The organism is Dyadobacter luteus, assembly GCF_003383615.1.
In the GTDB taxonomy this organism is placed as follows: domain Bacteria; phylum Bacteroidota; class Bacteroidia; order Cytophagales; family Spirosomataceae; genus Dyadobacter; species Dyadobacter luteus.
In genome coordinates this window covers 90,809-107,007 of sequence record NZ_QNUL01000004.1, presented here as the reverse complement: position 1 = coordinate 107,007, position 16,199 = coordinate 90,809, and the positions used below count along the sequence as shown (strand labels likewise).

Here is a 16,199-nt window from a genome sequence, read left to right as displayed (position 1 = left end):
CATTAATTAATGCACAAATTGCAATTATTATAACATTACCAGAATATTTCAATTTTACATTTTCAATCCATTCTTCAAACAAGCAGCCCAGAAATAAATAACATAATCAGCAAACTATTCCAGCGTATTACTCAATCTTTTCAATTCAATTTCAGCGGCTTTTGCGGCGTAATTGATGTTGATCATTCGGTAACCTGCGTCTTCGAAACTTCTTTGTGCTTCACGCACATCTATGATCGTAGCCTGGATTAACTTGAAGCGCTGTAGTGTCAGATCAAGAAGTTGCTTACTTAGCTCATAGCTCTGTTTTTGAATTTCGAGTTGTTCGAGAGAGCTTTTATAAGTTTGAAACATTTTCACAGCTCCCGCAGCATAATCTCTTACTACCACATTCCTTTGAATCTGAGCATTTGTAGTATTGATCTCTGCTACTTTTTGCTGACGTTTAAAAATACCGCCATTGTAAATCGGAACGGCTATGCTGATACCGGCATTCGGGCCGTTTGTCTGGTTCAAGAGCGTAAATCCGGCACCACTCTGGTTACGTGAATAATTGTACGCTGTGTTGAGGCGGATGGTTGGATAACGTTGAGCAGCTGTCTCTTTCACAATCAGTTGATTGATCCTCACCTGATGATCCGCAGCTTTAACATCTGCATTTACGCTTAGCCGATCCAGAACCGCATCTACTGCCATATTCTGATCTACTGTAATCGTATCGCTGATCGATACCTGTGTTTTGGCATCAAGGGTCAGCAGCCTCAGTAGTTCTGTTTTAGCCACCTCTGCGATCATCTGCTGGTCCTGCAACGTTTGCCCAAGTGTATTTAGATCAATCTGAGCCTGAAAAATATCGGCATTATTGGCCATACCGGCTTCCTTCCTTACTTTCAGAATATCCAGACGCTGCTGAGAGGCGGCAATAGAAGTTCTGAGCGTATTGACATAACTCAATTGGCGAACGACATCATAATAGCTGGTCTGTACAGCTGCAATCGTATTCTGAATCTGAGAATTAAGCAACTCTGTACTTTGGTACTGCAACTCTGCAAGACGTTTCTTGGTAGCAACTACCCGATTCCCATTGTAAAGAAGAATTCCGGCAGATACTCCTGCCTGTGTATTATTACCCACAGCCCCTTTTCTGCTGATCTCAACCCCCGTATTCAGTTTCTGATTTACATCCGTAACCTGCTCTGTATTCGAAAGCGTCGCAGCGATCACCGGCAGACCACCGGCAATTCCATAATGGTTAAAAAGTGTATTGGCCTCCACATTATTTTTGGCAATCTGAATTTCATAACTGTTTTTTAACGCGGTTGCTATCGCCTCATCCAGCGTCAGCCGGAGACTATCATCGGACTGCCCGAAAGATTTTAATGATACCAAAATTAACGTCATCAATACACTTGATACACCATTCAAAATTGCACGTGGGTTCATGAATAAAACCAATAGTTATTTTTTATAAATATTTTGTTCAGGAATATACTTAGCTCATTACTGCTATTTCTTCTTCCATTTTTTGCTCTTCCGATTTCTTATTATGCTTCGGAGAAATGAATGTGTAAACCGCAGGAATTACAAAAAGAGTGAGTACCAAAGAGAAGGTAAGCCCGCCTACAATCACTACTCCTAGCGGAACACGGCTAGTAGCTGCAGCCCCCAAACTAAGCGCAATAGGTAACGCACCAAACGCCGTAGCCAGACTGGTCATCAAAATAGGACGAAGACGCTGTGTGGCTGATTCGATCGCTGCCTCCATTCGCTGCATACCCTCGTGTTCACGCTTCTGATTAGCAAACTCTACAATCAAAATACCATTTTTAGTAACCAGACCGATCAGCATGATCATCCCGATTTGCGAGAAGATATTAATCGTCAGATTAAACATATACAGACTTAACAGTGCCCCCGCCAATGCAAGAGGTACTGTAATCATGATGATGAACGGATCCGTAAAGCTCTCGAACTGACCTGCCAATACCAGATAAACCAGCAGAAGCGCAAGACCGAAAGCAAAACTTGTATTCGAAGAGCTTTCTTGGAAATCGCGGGAAGGGCCGGTTAACGAAGATTGAAACGTCTCATCCAATAATCGGGCACCAATAGCCTGCATGGCTACGACACCATCTCCCACCGTTTTACCTTCAACCAGTGAAGCCGACACAGTCGCGCTTTTATAGCGGTTATAGTGATAAATTGTTGGCGGACCGCTTTCTTCTTCCATGTGTACAACAGCTGTAAGCGGAATACTCTCACCCCTGTTATTACGCACATATAATTTAGAAATATCTGCCGGCTGGCTACGTTCCGTGCGCTCTACTTGCCCGATCACCTGATACTGCTGACCATTCATGATGAAATACGCAAGGCGTCTTCCACTGAATGCTGATTGAATCGTGGCAGCAACATCAGTAGTGGATAGTCCCAGGTCTTTTGCTTTCAAACGATCGACTGTAAGACGAACCTCAGGCTTATTGAATTTCAGGTTGGCATCCACGTTCTGGAACGTAGGATCTTTACGGGCTTCTTCAAGGAATTTAGGCAATACTTCTGAAAGCTTTTCAAAATCAAGATTCTGTAGAACGAACTGAACGGGCAGTCCACCACGGGAGCCTGAACCTACAGCAATCGTCTGTTCCTGGGTTGCAAAAATCCGGGCATCGTTGAACTGAGGTAATTTCTTGTTAATCGCCATCGCAATATCATTCTGGCTACGGATACGCTGGTCCGAAGGCACAAGACCGATACGCCCCATCCCACTGTTCACTCCTGACCCGCCAAAGCCAGGCGTTGAAGAAAAAGTAAAAGCTTTTTCAGGAATAGAATCGTTAAGGTAATCCACCACTTCATTGGAGATACGCTGCATCTGATCAAAGCTGGTTCCCTCAGGAGCTGTCATATTGAGACGAATACTGTTGCGGTCTTCCATCGGCGCCAGCTCACTCTGCAGATTGGTATATGTAAAATACATCAGAACACCACAAGCCAAAACAACGACCCAGGCCATCCAACGTACGCCCATGAAAGCCTTCAACAAACGATTATATCCATCTTCCATTCCGGTAAAGAACGGTTCCGTTTTATTATAAAACCATCCATGTCCGGAGTTTTTTCTGTTTAAAACTACGTTCAGTACCGGCGTAATCGTCAAAGACACAAAAGCGGAAATCAACACTGCAGAAGCTACTACAATACCAAATTCACGGAAAAGGCTACCCACAAATCCTTCAAGGAAAATCACAGGAAGGAATACAACTGCCAATGTCAATGAAGTAGAAATAACGGCGAAGAAAATCTCCTTACTTCCCTCCAAAGCTGCCTGCCGGATATTCAAACCACTTTCAAGTTTCCTGAAAATGTTCTCAGTAACCACAATCCCATCATCCACCACAAGGCCGGTTGCCAGTACAATACCAAGAAGTGTCAGAATGTTGATGGAGAATCCACAGATGTACATCACAAAGAATGTAGCTACCAGAGATATTGGAATATCTATTAAAGGACGAATTGCAACGAGAATACTTCGGAAGAAAAACAGGATAACAATTACAACCAGACCAAATGAAATGATCAGTGTTTCTTCCACCTCTTCAATCGACTGCCTTACAAGCCTGGTATTATCAATTAATACACTAAAAGTGATATCCGATTTGTTCGACTTCTGGATCTCCGCCAGACGTTTATTAAATTCCTCAGAAATGTTTACATAGTTGGCTCCCGGTTGTGGAATTACCGCCAGACCAACCGCAAGTACTCCGTTGTATTTCCAGCTTTGTTCTTCATTTTCAGGTCCCAGTTCTACTTTGGCCACATTGCCAAGTCTTACAATTCCCGTGCTGTCGTCTTTGATGACCAGATCAGCAAATTCTTTCTCCGTGGTCAGACGACCCATCGTGCGAATGGTAAGTTCGGTATTCGCACCGTATATTTTGCCCGCAGGCAACTCCACGTTTTCAGCACTGAGTGTACTACTGATATCATTGAAGGATACATTGTAAGAATTCATCTTGTCAGCGTCCAGCCATATCCGCATCGCATATCTTTTCTGGCCGAATATGTTGATCGCACTTACGCCATCAATTGTCTGCAAGCTTTGCTGTAAAACGTTTTCAGCATATTCACTCAATTCAAGGATTCCTTTGGACGGGCTTTGTACAGCAAGCAAAAGAATAAAATCACTGTTAGCATCTGCCTTGCTTACAACCGGAGGAGCATCAATATCCTGAGGCAAGTTGCGCTGCGCCTGGCTTACCTTATCACGCACGTCATTGGCGGCGGCTTCGAGATCCGCTTCAAGGTTAAATTCTACCGTGATATTGCTCGTGCCAACTTGGCTGGAAGAGCTGATCGTTTTGATCCCGGGAATACCGTTGATACTTTTTTCAAGAGGTTCGGTGATCTGGCTTTCGATGATATCCGCATTGGCTCCCACGTAGCTTGTACGCACGTTAACAACCGGAGGGTCAATGGCGGGGTAATCCCGCAGAGAAAGAAAGTTATAGCCTACTACACCAAACAGGATGATGAGCAGGTTCATAACCACAGCCAGTACAGGCCGTTTCAATGATAATTCTGAAATATTCATAATGCTGGTTTCAGGGAATAGGTTTGCCGGGTGCCTTACTTGCTTACAACTTTTAAGTCTCTCACACTTCTCACTTTCACTGGAGCATCCGGACGCGTAAACAGAACTCCGGAAACCACAACAGAATCACCAACATTCAAGCCTTTTAAAACTTCAATATATTCCTCCTGACGTACGCCCGTTTCTACATTCACAAACAAAGCCTTTCCATCCTTCACTATTACAACCTTCTTGCTTTTTGCTTCAGGTATGATGCTGTTGGCAGGAATAAGGATGCTGCTTTTCTCTGCGCCTTCGTTCAGATAAACTTTTACAAAAGAGCCCGGAGTAAGCGAGCCGGAGCTCAGTACGGCTCTCACCGTCAGGTTACGTGTGCTTTGGTTTACCTGAGGTTCCGACGCAATAATCCGCGCGGACTGCTTCGTTCCGGAACTTGGATCAACCAACACCTGAACAGCACTTCCTTTCGGCACATAATTCTGATACACCTCAGGTACTGTAAAGTCAACCCTGAGCTGGGTTAACTGCTGCATGGAAGCAATCACGCTCGACGGTGTTACATAGGAGCCTGCACTCACTTTACGAAGACCAATCGTTCCTGTAAAAGGAGCACGCACTACTGTTTTCTCAATCAGCGCCTGGGTATACTGCATATCCGCTTTCAATCCATTCACTGTATTGACGGATATATCATAATCGGCCTGATTTACACCGTTGATATCAATCAGCTGTTTTAATCTTTTTTCTGTCGTTTCAGCAAGGTCAAGCTGCACTTTCAATTTGGTAAGCTGGGCTTCCAGATCTGCACTGTTCACACGAGCCACTACTGTTCCTTTCTGGATAACAGAACCTTCCGGCACACTTAAAAAAGTAAGCAAACCGCTTACCTCTGGCCGCAACTCGGCAAATTCATTTGCTACAACAGTACCATTCACTTCCACCTGATTACCAATCCGCTCCTGCTTTGCAATAATCACGTCAACGGTGGTAGGCGCCCCAGCCCCTTTCTGCTGAAACGTATCTTTTTTCTCTTTACAGGAAACCGAAAAGAGTAGCATACCCGATAAAAAAATAGATGAAATAAGTGGATTAAAATTCAGAATACCTGCACTGGCAGACCGGGCATACTTAGAATTCATAAACGTGATTCGTTTCCGAGGCTTAATGTTAAAAGAGGTATGGTTCAGAGAGTAACAGTCTTTCTATGAAAGAACGTATAAAATTATGGAATTAATCATACCGAATAATCCATATGCTAATATTAGTTAAGTGTTCCGCAAAAAAAATTTACTCGTTTGCTCCGATCACTCTTAGCAAAGTATTGCATTTGAGCTCTGTCTCCTCCCACTCCATATCAGGGTCAGAATCTTCTGTAATTCCACCACCGGCATAGAATGTCGCGATGCCATCTTTCAATCGCATGGTTCTCAGATTCACAAAAATACAAGATTGCCCTTCAACCTGTACCGGTCCCAGAAATCCGCTGTAAAATGATCTGTCGTAACCTTCCACAGCATCAATAAACTGCCTGCTTTCTTTTTTGGGAACACCGCATACTGCGGACGTCGGATGGAGCAATTTGAGCATTGTTGTAGCCAGCTCAGGAAAATGAACAGCCACCGTATCAACATCGAATTCCGTTCTGAGATGGTATACATTGCCTGCAAGTACCGTTTTTGGTCCGGTCTCTGTATATTCCCTCAAACGTATTTTTTTAAAACACTCTACTATATAACGGCTTACAAGCGCCTGTTCTTCAATTTCTTTTTGCCCCCAACGGATGTCATATTTCGGTATGATTTCACCATGTTCGTTGAAAGCCTTTTGTGTGCCAGCCAGTGACATGGTTCTAAAAATCCCGTCGGGCTGCTGAGCAACCAATGTTTCCGGCGTAGCACCCAGCCACATTTCGTTCCGCTGCGGCAAATTTACCAGCGATACAAATGCGTGCTGATATACCTTAGTCAATCTAAAAAAGGCCTTTATCGGCTCAAAACCCTTGTTGATTTCCATCTCACGCGTACGGGACAAAACCACCTTTTTAAATTCTTTATTATTGATAGCAGCGACTGCCAGTTCTACAGTCCTTTTAAATCGCTGTTTGGCATCGTCATATGGGCAGAGCTTTCCGGCAAGGGGCTGATAAGGCAAATCTGCTTCGGTTTTAAGCTCGGTTGCTGTCTGCACTAACCTTTTTACTTCCGGATGCTCATCCCCTAACCTATTGGCAGAATGAGCCGCCCCCTTTTCATCGTAGGAAACAATAATATCCCCTTCCATAAAAAACACCGGATCGTTTTCCTCAAACCCAAAGGGACTGAGCATAAAACCGGAAGGCATTTTCTCCAAATCAGGACTCAGAGACAATTCATTACCTTGAACTGATATCAGTAATTTCACCTCACTTGTATGCGGAAGTTTCCAGATTGCCGAAGGAAAGCCAAGCTTTTGCGCAGCGATCCACAAATCATCAGCACTTAAATCCTCCAAAACACAGACTTCATACCCCGTCTGACTCGAAATCATCTTAGTTTGTTGTAACCTTTGTAACTTTATTTATACTAATAAACTGCAAATTAACGCTATCGGTTTGCATCTACAATAGCAACGGTTAGTCTGCTGATACAAACAAGTTTATTTTCTTCATTCGCGATTTTAATTTCCCATACCTGTGTAGATCTGCCTACATGGATTGGCGTCACCTTTCCATATACAAAACCGCTTTTTACCGAACGTACATGATTGGCGTTAATCTCAAGACCTACAGCATGTTGCTTCGCCGGATCCTTCAGGCAGAGGTATGAAGCAATACTACCCAGCGTTTCTGCCAACACCACCGACGCTCCACCGTGTAATATTCCGAAAGGCTGGTGTGTACGCTGATCCACCGGCATACGGGCAACAATATAATCCGTACCGATTTCTGTAAACTCTATACCCAGGTGATTTGCCAACGTAGGTACGCTCATGGCGTGCAAATCATCAAGTGTTACCGAATTTGTGAACATATCTAAAAAATGTATAAATTTGTATCTGCTATATTAATTCAAAACAAGGTATTTACAAAATTAATATATAAATAATACAATTATTTTGAAAAGAAAGTCTATCTATCTTATCCGTCATGGCGAAACAGATCTGAATCGCCAGGGCGTCGTTCAGGGAAGCGGTGTCAATGCCCCTCTGAATGAATGGGGCGAAGCACAGGCTACTGCTTTTTTTAATGCTTACCAACATGTCCCTTTTGATAAAGTATACACCTCTGATTTAATCCGAACACATCAAACGGTTCGCGGGTTCATCAATCAGGGTATTGCGCACGAAAGCTACGCAGGCCTTAATGAAATATCCTGGGGCATCAGAGAAGGGCGTGAACCCAACACCGGTGACAACAATTACTACCGCGAGCTGACACAGGCATGGAGCAACGGAAACGTCGAGCTTGCCTCCGAGGAAGGCGAAAGTCCGGTGCAGGTAAGAGATCGCCAGCTCCCGGTGATCGAAACGATTCTTTCCCGGCCGCACGAGAGAAATATATTGGTAGCCATGCACGGAAGAGCCATGCGTGTACTGCTTACCACCCTTTTTAAACAACCTCTTTTTAAGATGGATGATTATGGACACAGTAACCTTTGTCTGTATAAAATCAACTATTCTTACGATACAGGCCTGTTTGAAATAGAACTGGCCAACGACATCACACACCTTCTTTCGTTGGAAATACCACAAACCGTTTAAAAGCCGCTTATGTAGGGGCGGTTCCATTGGTGTATTTCCAACGCCATCCAACAACCGCTTTCCTACTTTTGTGACTTCACCGCTGTACAATCTGCGGCCAATATCACCATGTCCAAACGACGTATTTACTGGACCTTGCAAATCGTAGGCTGGATGGTACTGATTCTGCTTGAATTTGTCCCTTACACACTGGAATACGGTTTTGAATCAGGCGTATTGTATTCTGCCATTGCCAATATAGTGCTGGGTATATTTCTGACCCATGCCTACCGACTGGTTCTGAAAAGATGGAACTGGTCTTCGCTGCCCCTGAATCGCCTTGCAATCAGAGTGATTATTTCTGTGCTTTTACTCGGTCTTGTAATGGCATTGATGAATCAGCCGCTGGACCGGCATTATCTGGAAGACAACCTGATGAACCAGCCGTTCCTTTTCTGGGGCTATTATGCTACCTGGTGTAAGAACCTTTTTGCCTGGATCTTATCTTACACTGTTTATCAGTATGTTGAGCAGAACCGCCTTGCAGGCTATGAGAAGATCATGCTGCGGATGTCGATGCGTGAAGCAGAAGCGAAAGTGCTTAGGTCTCAACTCAACCCGCATTTCACGTTTAATGCACTTAACAGTATCAGAGCCCTTGTGTACGAGAATCCTGCCAAAGCACAGGTAAGTATCACGCAGCTTTCCAACATCCTTAGAAATTCCCTCCTGGCCGACAGGCGCAAAACTGTAGATCTGCAGGAAGAACTAAGAACTGTGGAGGATTATCTTGAACTTGAAAAAGTACGCTATGAAGAGCGTCTGAAATATACGATAAGCGCCAATCCCCAGAGCATTTACTGGCAGGTGCCGCCCATGATGTTGCAGACACTGGTAGAAAATGGGATCAAACATGGCGTTTCCAAAGAAATGGGTGGTGGTTTTGTGGAATTGAAAGCAGATATAGAAGAAGACCACCTGTTTATCACAATCAAAAATTCCGGTAACCTTACATCCACCGATTCCAAGTCAGAATCAGGAGGTGTCGGCTTAAAAAATACGGCGGAAAGATTGTCTATCCTATATGGAAAAGCAGCATCTTTCCATATCTTTCAGGAAGCTGATAAAGTTGTTTGCTCAGAAATCAGGATTCCGACCTTATCTGAAAACAACATGATGACTGGACTTTGACAACACTGTTTTATATTCACATTATAAATTTCAATAACCACAAAAACCAGCCATGAGAACCCTGATTGTTGATGATGAACGCTTAGCTCGTAATGAATTAAAAAGATTACTGGAACCCTACACCAGGATTGAGATCGTGGGAGAAGCCGCCAATGCTGAAGAAGCACTTGTAATGATTGAAGATCTTCAGCCGGAATTACTCTTTCTGGATATACAAATGCCTGGAAAAAACGGATTTGAGCTACTTACTTCCATTGAAGGCAAAAGTCCGGAAGTCATATTCACCACTGCTTATGATGAATATGCGATCAAAGCTTTTGAATTTAATGCATTGGATTATCTGCTTAAACCGATAGACAATGAAAGGCTTAAGGAGACCATTCACCGCATTGAAGAAAACCAGTCGCAACCCGAAGCCACACTCCCATCTAACGAAAGAGCAGAGAAGATTCTGGGTGAAACAGATCAGGTTTTTGTAAAAGACGGAGAAAAATGCTGGTTTGTGAAACTGGGTAAAATCAGGCTTTTTGAATCTATGGGTAACTACGTCCGTCTTCATTTTGATGACCAGAAACCGTTGGTGTTAAAGTCACTCAACAACCTTGAAGAGCGCCTTGACCCGAATACCTACTTCCGCGCCAACAGAAAACATATCATCAATCTGCAATGGATCGAGAAGATTGAACCCTGGTTCAGCGGCGGTCTGCTGGTAACTCTTCAGGGTGGAGATAAAATTGAGATTTCCAGACGCCAGGCGATACGATTTAAGGAACTTATGAGTTTATAATACATCACCCCATACTTCAATTCCCAATGCATTTGACCAAATATCTGTTGCCCGCCCTTTTTATCGGCCTTATTGCCTGTAATTCTTCCACCAAACATGAAGATCAGCAAGCGCAGCAAGGCGTAGGATATGGCGAATTTTTAAAACAGCACTTCGGCAAATGTGATACCGTATCCGGCTCGGGAATTTATGCCGATATTGATGTTTGGCTACCTGCGGACACCACGATTGAAGCAGCCAGGAGTATTCGCACACAACTGAAAAAGAAGTTAGTGGAGCGCATCAATTCCTATTCCGACAGCGCAAGTATTGCTAAGAATCCGGAGGCAAAAAATAGTGTAAGCGAGGCCTTCGGAGTTTTTGAAAAAAATTACACCGATTTCAAAAAACAATTTCCCGAAGCACCGGGCTGCTGGTTTGTTCAGCTCAAAGGGGATACAATCATGTCGACAGGAAAGCTGTTGATATACAAACTGGATCACTTCGCCAACACAGGAGGTGCTCATCCGAATACGTTCAGATCCTTACATGTTTTTGATGCTGCTACCGGCACAGAAAAGGCAAGTAAGCTGTTCATCACTGACTCGACTGCCTTGCTGAAAAAAGTAGAAGCAGCGTTTCGTAAAATAGAAAAACTGGATGACTCCGTGAATCTGGAAGAGCAGGGTTATTTTCTTTCGGATCATAAATTCTTTATACCTGCCAACTATGTTTTCACAAAGGAAGGGGTTCTGTTTTATTACAACCCTTATGAAATTGCAGCCTACGCGCGAGGACCAATAGAATTCACAATTCCGTACAACGAACTGGAAGGAATTGTAAAGAAAGACCTCATTTTCTGATATCAGATCAGCCCTGCATCCATAAAGCTGAAGTATCCGTTATCCGAAAAGATGACGTGATCCAGAATCGGAATACCCAACATTTTACCTGAAGCAACAATTTGCTCAGTTAGTTGCTTGTCTGCCTGACTTGCAACTAACTGACCCGAGGGGTGATTATGAACAAGAATAACCGAACTTGCCAGGTTTTCTATTGCCTCTTTGAATATCATTCTGGCGTCTGCAATTGTACCTGAAACGCCACCACTGGAAATTCTCATCGCTTTCATCACAATATTAGCCTGATTAAGCAGCAGTATCCAGAATTCCTCGTGCCTTAGATCCATCAGATACGGCTTCATTTCGTCATAAATATCTTCCGGGCCTTTGATCTTTCTCTTGCGTTCAGCACCAGCATCCTTTCTTCTCCTCCCCAGCTCCAACGCGGCAACAATTGTAATAGCTTTTGCTTCACCTATCCCTTTATTTTTCATCAGATCTTTCACAGTTTGCCGGGCAAGATCATTGATATTATTCCCTACTGAGTTCATAATTCCTTTGGCTACATCTACGGCAGATAGCGATACAGTTCCGGAGCCAATCAGAATAGCGATCAGCTCTGCATCGCTGAGTGCTGCCTTCCCTTTAAGCAATAATTTCTCGCGCGGCCGGTCTTCTTCCGCCCAGCTCAGTATTTTATGGTGATTAAAATAGTCGTTTTCTTCCATAGCAGTTGTACTGGTAAACTATTTGCTACGACGTAATTTAAGGTGAAAGGTCATTGAATTAAACACCCAAAGATGTCAGTGCTGCACGGGCCTTGCTATCGATACTGTTCTTGTACTCGTATTTTTTATAACTCATTGCCAGCTTAAAATACTCAATCGCTTTTATCCTTTGCCCATTTTCTTTGTAGATATATCCCAGCTGCAAAGCAGAACTGGCGCCAAAGCCAACCGAGATTCCCTTGGTCAGATTAACACAACGGATGAAAAAAGGTATAGCCGCATTTTCTCTATCTGCTTTCTGTAAAATCCTGCCCTTTCTATAGTTAAATTCTGCCTTATCGTTCAATGTCGTAAAATTCGCCTCATTCACCTCCTCCAAAAACTCCGTAGCTGTATTCAAAAAACCGCCGTCAGTGGCATATCTTGATTTATACAACACTTTCTGAACAGCCATCATTTTGCCGGAAGTATAGTCATCCGCTACGCGTACAGCCAGTCTGTCAGCCTCTATTATCGCACTGCCTTCTGATTTAATTTTCTCAATAAAAGCCTTCGCTTCTGTATCCCGCCCGGCCAGCCATCGACACATAAACATCTTAAGATTACTATCCTTGATGTAGTTAAAACCCCTGTATCCTGACCGAAACCGCGAGTAGTAATTAAACGCCTTTTCATACTGACCAGACTGCAGTGCAATCTCACCCCTCAGGTAATCCAGAAAAGGAAATGCAATGTATGCCGGCCCGGTCGGAGCGTCTTGCAGCATATGTTCCGCCTCCTTACCTTTTGCTTCCTTCATCAGTGTAGTGGCAGCAAAAAAATGAAGCAGTAGATTATCAGGATTCGATTCGGCCAGTTGCTTTATCTTGCCAAGCTGCCGGCCATCCAGCTGCAAGGTATATGCATGCAATAGCAGGCTCATCAATTCCGCCTCCTGCCTGAACAAAGGTTCCTGATCAGCAACTGTCCGGAGCTCTTCGAGTCCCAATTCAATATTACCTCTGAGTCCCAGAATGCGCGTTACCCAGGTGTAGTTTTCCGGAACCGAACCAATCAATACATGCAGGAATCCCAAAGACTTAAGAGTCGGTAAAAAGGCAGGGAACTTCTTTTTATTTTCATCCAGCAGTTTGTAAGCTTTAATTACCTCCCACGCTCCACTCACCTCATTCCCAAACTTGATTTTCGCAAATGCCCAGTGGAGCCGTATTTCTGCCTGTAAAAAACGTTTATACGGAGAATCGTCAGGTAGTTTCCCTATTGCGGCCAGCCTTTCATCTTCTTTGGCACTCAGTTTTTTGTAAGCATCCCGATCTTCCGTAATCATCAGGGTATGCAGATCAGCATAATTGTCAAGATAAGGCACAAAAGCATTTATACTGTTAGCCCCCCTCTCTTCGTTAATGAGTGATTTTGCAGTCGTAATCCTTAATTTTTGTATCTCAAAATAAGCCTTCTGTAATTTGGGAGTGAACCTGACAGCATATTCCTGGGCAACGGCAGAGCCCCCTGCTAACAGAAACAAAAAGAAAAACGAAATGCTTAAACCGCATTTTCCTGTCCGGCCACTATAACTCATGGATTATATCTTATTTGGAAATCTATTGCTGTAAAACGAAAAAAGGTTGTCCGTAAAGACAACCTTTTAATCAATTCCTTTGCGTTATTATCTGCGCTGGTGAACAGGTGCCCCGCTCTCAACATCCGCGAAGATACGACCGCAGTGCTCACAAACGATCAGTTTTTTACGCTCACGGATGTCAGCCTGACGTTGTGGAGGTACTATACTGAAACATCCGCCGCAAGCTCCTCTTGATACATGCACTACTGCAAGACCGTTGATAGAGTTGTCACGAATCTTCTGATAAGATTTCAACAAACGCTCTTCAATTTTCTTCACGTGTTTTTCACGCTCAGCGATCAATTCTTTTTCCTCATTTTCGCTTTCTGAGGTAATTACCGAAAGTTCGTCCTTCTTAGCTTTAAGATCTTCGTTTCTTTCATTCAAACCATTTTCAGCGCGGTTGGCATCATCTTCTATCAATCTGATGCGAGCCTTTGCTTCGTTGATTTTCTTATCAGCAAGCTGGCCATCCAACTCCTGTAATTCAATTTCTTTGGTAATGGCGTCGTACTCGCGGTTGTTACGAACATTCATTTGCTGATCCTTATACTTCTTAATCAGCTTTTCACCTTCCTTTTGAGCACTTTTGAAACTATCAATTTCAGAGTTTAAGTTGCTGATCTCGCTTTTGAATTTTCCCAGACGAGTTTCAAAGCCTGCGATATCATCTTCAAGATCTCTCACTTCTTCAGGAAGATCGCCGCGCGTTTTTCTAATGTCGTCAAGGCTTGAATCAATTTCCTGCAATTTCAGGAGAGCGTCTAATTTTTGTGCGATTGTATTTTCCATGTATGTCTTTAATGGACTTGTTTCAATGCGTAATTTGGTGAAAGATGGTTTATCATCATGTAATATAACCCTAACAAATACCTTGCAGAATTAATTTCTAAACAAAATACCTGACTGGATTGGTATTGACATCCGACAAACAGAGTGCAAAATTACTAAAAATTCCTGATAAATAGTTATACAGTAAATCTTTAGTAAACACTTCACTTTCGTAATGCCCTATGTCACAGATCATAATATTATTCTCAGCATCAAAAAACTCGTGATACTTATAATCTGCGGTTACGAAAACATCTGCTTTTGCTCTCTTGGCAGCTCCTAAGAGAAAGCTTCCGGCTCCCCCACATACTGCCACCCTTCTGATTGTTTCGCCGGCTGGCGCAGTATATTTCACCACGTTAAGACTCATATTTTGCTTTAACATTGCCAGAAATTCTTCCGACGACAGCGGTTCGGACAACTCCCCCACTGCACCGGCACCTACTTCCTGGTTTTCATTTTCCAGAACCTGCAGGTAATAGGCTACCTCCTCATAAGGGTGCGATTCTCTCAGCGCACGCAGGATGTTTGCTTCTAAAAAAGCGGGAAACATTACCTCACTGCGGTGCTCTGTCACTTGCTCCTGTTCTCCTACTGTTCCGATAACAGGGTTAGCCCCATCGGCAGGCTTGAAGGAGCCTGTACCTTCCGTCTTAAAACTGCAATCGACATAATTACCGATCCGACCCGCACCTGCAGCAAACAGGGTATCCAGCACGGTCTGAGAATTTTCCACCGGACAAAAGAAAGTGAGTTTTTTGAGAATGTTCCTCTTCGGAGCCAGAATACGGAGATTCTGCAAGCCCAGCTTTTCTGCGATCATCGCGTTCACTCCGCTTGCCACATGATCCAAATTGGTATGAATTGCATAGATGGCCACCTGCGCACGGATTGCTTTGATCACCGTGCGCTCCACATAATTGTTTCCGTTAAACCTTTTGAGCCCCTTAAACACAATAGGATGGTGCGCGATGATCAGGTTGCACCCCTTACGCACCGCCTCTTCCACTACTTCCTCGGTTACATCCAGTGTGAGTAATGCGCCTGTAGCCTCGCCGTTGGGTTCTCCTACGATCAAACCTGCATTATCATAATCTTCCTGGTAAGCACCGGGAGCCCACTTTTCCAGCTCAGCAATAATATCTTTTATTTTCAACATTTTTTTTCAAAATACAACTTGTTAATAATCAGAACCATTCGATTCCAGGCGAAATTTATTTACAAATAAATAACAATTTTAAGCCCAAAGGTATTGCATTGAATCATAAAAGCACTACTTTTGCACCACGTTAAACGATAACGATCGGCAACGAAATCTGGTTTGGTAGTTCAGTTGGTTAGAATACATGCCTGTCACGCATGGGGTCGCGGGTTCGAGTCCCGTCCAGACCGCCAGAAAGTAACAAAAGCCTTTAAATCGAAAGATTTAAAGGCTTTTTCTTTTAGCATATACACCAATCTGTTTACCACAGCTATGGCGACCAGCCTCAAAACGGATCACTTTCCACCACAAACAATTCCTTGAAGCTTTCGCAAGCTTAAAAACTCATTGGAAAGTATCTGAAAGAAGAATCTTTGACAACCTCCGGGAATTTTACAACTATACATCATAGTTCCATTAATTCAGGTACGGCGTAGCTGATCGGAAGATATAAAGCCAAATTATAGGTAATGATTAAGTTTTGAATCCCGGTTCCATAAGCAAACTCCTGCCCCCCTGCGCTTATAAATATCTGCCAGTCTTTTTCAAAAAAAATAATCCCATCCAGCTGATAAACAATTCATTAGTTCGACACAGCCGTATTCAGTGAAAATAAATATCCGATGGATACAACCAAAGAGGAACTCCAACGCCTCTTTACATCGGGAAACCAATAAGCAGTAGAAAAAGTGATCTCTAGGCTGACAAATC

The 16,199-nt window shown here is 43.4% G+C and carries 13 protein-coding genes and 1 tRNA gene; 5 read left to right on the top strand and 9 right to left on the bottom strand.

The genetic code is table 11. The annotated features are described in order from the left end of the window. Nucleotides 1-114: 114 nt before the first annotated feature. The 5 genes from DSL64_RS07180 to DSL64_RS07160 all read right to left on the bottom strand — a co-directional run bounded on the left by DSL64_RS07180 (nucleotide 115) and on the right by DSL64_RS07160 (nucleotide 7,599). The gene (locus tag DSL64_RS07180) at nucleotides 115-1,443 is read right to left on the bottom strand and encodes a TolC family protein (protein WP_115829996.1); all 1,329 of its coding nucleotides are present in this window, start codon (nucleotides 1,441-1,443) and stop codon (nucleotides 115-117) included. A gap of 49 nt (nucleotides 1,444-1,492) precedes the next feature. Beyond that, the gene (locus DSL64_RS07175) at nucleotides 1,493-4,591 is read right to left on the bottom strand and encodes an efflux RND transporter permease subunit (RefSeq protein WP_115829995.1); all 3,099 of its coding nucleotides are present in this window, start codon (nucleotides 4,589-4,591) and stop codon (nucleotides 1,493-1,495) included. Between the two features lie 35 nt (nucleotides 4,592-4,626). Then, nucleotides 4,627-5,730, bottom strand: coding sequence for an efflux RND transporter periplasmic adaptor subunit (locus DSL64_RS07170; RefSeq protein WP_115829994.1), 1,104 nt, complete (start codon nucleotides 5,728-5,730; stop codon nucleotides 4,627-4,629). Between the two features lie 148 nt (nucleotides 5,731-5,878). Beyond that, on the bottom strand, nucleotides 5,879-7,117 hold the full coding sequence (locus DSL64_RS07165) for a chorismate-binding protein (protein WP_115829993.1): 1,239 nt from the start codon (nucleotides 7,115-7,117) through the stop codon (nucleotides 5,879-5,881). Nucleotides 7,118-7,173: 56 nt separating this feature from the next. Continuing rightward, nucleotides 7,174-7,599, bottom strand: coding sequence for a hotdog fold thioesterase (locus DSL64_RS07160; RefSeq protein WP_115829992.1), 426 nt, complete (start codon nucleotides 7,597-7,599; stop codon nucleotides 7,174-7,176). An 85-nt stretch (nucleotides 7,600-7,684) separates the two neighbouring features. Between DSL64_RS07160 and DSL64_RS07155 the strand changes: the two genes are divergently transcribed. The 4 genes from DSL64_RS07155 (at nucleotide 7,685) to DSL64_RS07140 (ending at nucleotide 11,128) form a co-directional block, all read left to right on the top strand. Further along, complete coding sequence (locus DSL64_RS07155; RefSeq protein ID WP_115829991.1) at nucleotides 7,685-8,329, top strand: histidine phosphatase family protein; 645 nt, start codon at nucleotides 7,685-7,687, stop codon at nucleotides 8,327-8,329. A gap of 108 nt (nucleotides 8,330-8,437) precedes the next feature. Further along, nucleotides 8,438-9,499, top strand: a complete 1,062-nt coding sequence (locus DSL64_RS07150; RefSeq protein WP_115829990.1) for a sensor histidine kinase — start codon at nucleotides 8,438-8,440, stop codon at nucleotides 9,497-9,499. Between the two features lie 52 nt (nucleotides 9,500-9,551). Then, nucleotides 9,552-10,286, top strand: coding sequence for a LytR/AlgR family response regulator transcription factor (locus DSL64_RS07145; RefSeq protein ID WP_115829989.1), 735 nt, complete (start codon nucleotides 9,552-9,554; stop codon nucleotides 10,284-10,286). Between the two features lie 26 nt (nucleotides 10,287-10,312). Further along, nucleotides 10,313-11,128 (top strand): PdaC/RsiV family protein, encoded by an 816-nt coding sequence (locus tag DSL64_RS07140; protein WP_115829988.1) that lies wholly within the window; start codon nucleotides 10,313-10,315, stop codon nucleotides 11,126-11,128. Nucleotides 11,129-11,130: 2 nt separating this feature from the next. Here the strand turns inward: DSL64_RS07140 and radC are convergent, their stop codons facing one another. The 4 genes from radC to DSL64_RS07120 all read right to left on the bottom strand — a co-directional run bounded on the left by radC (nucleotide 11,131) and on the right by DSL64_RS07120 (nucleotide 15,446). After that, nucleotides 11,131-11,835 carry a RadC family protein gene (radC, locus tag DSL64_RS07135; RefSeq protein ID WP_115829987.1) on the bottom strand — a complete coding sequence of 235 codons (705 nt, stop codon included), beginning with the start codon at nucleotides 11,833-11,835 and terminating at the stop codon, nucleotides 11,131-11,133. 58 nt (nucleotides 11,836-11,893) lie between these two features. Then, nucleotides 11,894-13,414, bottom strand: coding sequence for a tetratricopeptide repeat protein (locus tag DSL64_RS07130; protein ID WP_115829986.1), 1,521 nt, complete (start codon nucleotides 13,412-13,414; stop codon nucleotides 11,894-11,896). 87 nt (nucleotides 13,415-13,501) lie between these two features. Then, a complete protein-coding gene (locus tag DSL64_RS07125) occupies nucleotides 13,502-14,248 on the bottom strand; it encodes a zinc ribbon domain-containing protein (RefSeq protein ID WP_115829985.1) in 747 nt (248 codons plus the stop codon). Nucleotides 14,249-14,345: 97 nt separating this feature from the next. Beyond that, nucleotides 14,346-15,446, bottom strand: a complete 1,101-nt coding sequence (locus tag DSL64_RS07120) for a Nif3-like dinuclear metal center hexameric protein (protein WP_115829984.1) — start codon at nucleotides 15,444-15,446, stop codon at nucleotides 14,346-14,348. A 159-nt stretch (nucleotides 15,447-15,605) separates the two neighbouring features. Between DSL64_RS07120 and DSL64_RS07115 the strand changes: the two genes are divergently transcribed. Beyond that, nucleotides 15,606-15,682 (top strand) — tRNA-Asp (locus DSL64_RS07115). Nucleotides 15,683-16,199: the final 517 nt, after the last annotated feature.